Origin of the sequence: Collinsella aerofaciens (genome assembly GCF_015560135.1) — a bacterium.
Classification (GTDB): domain Bacteria; phylum Actinomycetota; class Coriobacteriia; order Coriobacteriales; family Coriobacteriaceae; genus Collinsella; species Collinsella aerofaciens_AN.
The window spans coordinates 1-2,631 of record NZ_JADMRH010000018.1; the positions used below are offsets into that span (position 1 = coordinate 1).

The 2,631-nt window shown below is 61.4% G+C and carries 1 protein-coding gene and 5 tRNA genes; all 6 read right to left on the minus strand.

From position 1 onward, the window contains the following. Positions 1-118: 118 nt before the first annotated feature. The 6 genes from I2H19_RS07645 to I2H19_RS07670 all read right to left on the minus strand — a co-directional run bounded on the left by I2H19_RS07645 (position 119) and on the right by I2H19_RS07670 (position 2,627). Positions 119-193, minus strand: a tRNA-Val gene (locus tag I2H19_RS07645). 3 nt (positions 194-196) lie between these two features. Beyond that, positions 197-272 (minus strand) — tRNA-Gly (locus I2H19_RS07650). 141 nt (positions 273-413) lie between these two features. Continuing rightward, positions 414-2,147 (minus strand): glycoside hydrolase family 13 protein, encoded by a 1,734-nt coding sequence (locus tag I2H19_RS07655; RefSeq protein ID WP_195622258.1) that lies wholly within the window; start codon positions 2,145-2,147, stop codon positions 414-416. Between the two features lie 178 nt (positions 2,148-2,325). Continuing rightward, positions 2,326-2,401, minus strand: a tRNA-Gly gene (locus I2H19_RS07660). 42 nt (positions 2,402-2,443) lie between these two features. Continuing rightward, positions 2,444-2,517 (minus strand) — tRNA-Cys (locus I2H19_RS07665). A gap of 34 nt (positions 2,518-2,551) precedes the next feature. Then, positions 2,552-2,627 (minus strand) — tRNA-Gly (locus I2H19_RS07670). Between the last annotated feature and the right edge of the window lie 4 nt (positions 2,628-2,631).

A 2,631-nucleotide genomic window follows, 5' to 3' on the forward strand; every position in this document is an offset into this window, starting at 1 on the left:
GCCGTTTGGCCCCACCCGCATAGCGGGTGGTTTCTGATGCGGCGCGCTGCGCGCCCCGCACAGGCTAAAGCCCGTAACAAAACAGCCCAGAGGACATAGCCTCTGAGCTGCGAACATTTGGTGGGCGTTAGAAGATTTGAACTTCTGACCTCTTCCGTGTCAGGGAAGCGCTCTCCCCCTGAGCTAAACGCCCAAATGGAGCGGACAACGGGGCTCGAACCCGCGACCCCAACCTTGGCAAGGTTGTGCTCTACCAACTGAGCCATGTCCGCTTACGAGGATTAATCTTACGTGATACCCGCATCCTATGCAAGAACTTTTTTTGAAAAGTTTTGCGACGCCCTCGCGAACCTCGCGAAGACATCAGCCACCACGGAAAGCGCAGGCAAACGCAAACTCGCCGCAAGAGGCTCCTATATCTCACCGAGCATGATCCAGGCAGAGCTGTCCTGCGCGAGCCTGCCGTCTGCAAGCGGTGATGAGGTGAGCAGGACCCTGCCCGCCGGCAGCTCCACGGCTGCTGCGCCGAAGTTCGTCACACACGCCCAGCCGTTGTCGCGGCGATAGGCGATGACGCCGCCCTCGGCGCCCTCGGCACCATCCGCAAGACCGGTGCGCCCGTCAAGATCGAGCCACGCAAAATCGTTGGCGCAACCGCGCAGCTTGCGCCGAAGCCAGAGGGCGTCACGATAGAGCGCAAGCATCGATGTCGGGTTCGCTTCTTCCCTATCGGCAGCGTAATCGGAAAACCATGCAGGTTGCGGCAGATGGGGCGCCGCATCGGCGTCCGCCGGCGAAAACCCAAACGATCCGCCCTGCGCGGGATCGTCCGCCGCCACCCACGGCAGGGGCACACGGCAGCCGTCGCGCCCCTTCTCACGCTTCGGTCCGCGCGTATTGGTCGCAGTAGGATCTTCGAGTGCAGCCCACGGGATGTCAGCCACCTCAAAAAGGCCGAGCTCCTCACCCTGATACACGTATGCCGAGCCCGGAAGCGCCAGTTCAAGCAAAAGGGCCGCCCGCGCGCGGCGCTCGCCGAGTTCACGGTCCTCGTCATAAGACGACCCGTCGCGTAAGAGCCAGTCGAGCGCAATCTGGTGGTAGCGCGTCGCCTTGATTTGCGGCAGGGCATAGCGTGTCGCCACGCGCGGCACGTCGTGGTTGGAGAGTACCCAGGTCGAGGCGGAATCGGATTCTACGGCCGCCTTCAAGCCCTCCTCGATTGCAGCGTGCATGTCATCATAGGTCCAAGTGGCCTTGGCGAACTCAAAGTTAAATGTCTGACCAAGCTCGCTGGGACGCGCGTAGAGATACTGACGCTCGGGCAGCACCCACGCCTCGGCAACGGCGCTGCGCGGCGGATCATAGCGGTCGAACACGCGACGCCACTCGCGATAGATCTCGTGGACCTCGTTGCGATCCCACAGCGGATGGGTGCCGTCGTCAACCATGTCATCGCCCTCGGCGAGATGCCACCGGTCGAGGTCATCGCGGTCGAGGTCCTTGGCGAGACCGTGCGCCACATCAATGCGAAAGCCATCGACGCCTCGATCGCTCCAAAACGCCAGGACGTCGCAAAAGAACGCGTGAACCTCGGGGCATGACCAGTCAAAGTCCGGCTGCTCGGGCGTAAACATGTGCAGATACCACTGACCGTCCGCAACACGCGTCCAGGCGGGGCCGCCAAAGTTGGCATTCCAATTGGTGGGAGGAAGCTCGCCGTGCTCGCCGCGACCATCGCGGAAGATATAACGGGCGCGCTCGGGCGATCCGGGGCCGGCGGCAAGAGCGGCTTTGAACCAGGGGTGCTGGTTGGATGAATGGTTAGGCACGATGTCGACAATGACCTTGATGCCGCGCACGTGAGCCGCAGCGATCATGTCATCGAAGTCGTCAAGCGAGCCGAGACGTGGGTCGACATCGCAGTAGTCCGCCACATCATAGCCACCATCGACAAGAGGCGATGGGTAAAACGGGCTCAGCCAGATGGCCTCGATACCCAGCTGCTCAAGATAGTCCATCTGCTGGGTAATGCCCGCGATATCGCCCAGACCCGAACCAGTCGAATCCTTAAACGAGCGCGGGTAGATCTGATAGATCGCGGCGTCGGACATCCATGAGCGCGAAGAAGACTTTTCTGTAGCCATGGGGCGTATCTCCCTTGCAACGAGGTTATGCGAGATGCCCACGATGATACGCCCAAAGCGGATATTCGCGGCAAACAACGCCACAGCCACGACCCAAAACGCTCGCTCCCTCTCGGGTTCGAGCCCATGCGATGGGTACGAAAAAGCCCGGCTACCGTAGTAGTCGGGCTGCTGAGTTTGGAGCGGACAACGGGGCTCGAACCCGCGACCCCAACCTTGGCAAGGTTGTGCTCTACCAACTGAGCCATGTCCGCATATGTAAAACAAAACGGGCGCCGGAGCGCCCGGATGTTGCCTGGAGGCGAAGCCCGGATTCGAACCGGGGGTAAAGGCTTTGCAGGCCTCTGCCTTACCACTTGGCCACTTCGCCGAAAAAGGACCGCCTAAACGGTCCGGAAATGCAATGGAGCGGACAACGGGGCTCGAACCCGCGACCCCAACCTTGGCAAGGTTGTGCTCTACCAACTGAGCCATGTCCGCTTGC

What these genes read in the sequence shown, in the direction of transcription:
- I2H19_RS07655 (WP_195622258.1), bottom strand. Translation starts at nt 2,147, where the DNA reads ATGGCTACAGAAAAGTCTTCTTCGCGCTCATGGATGTCCGACGCCGCG.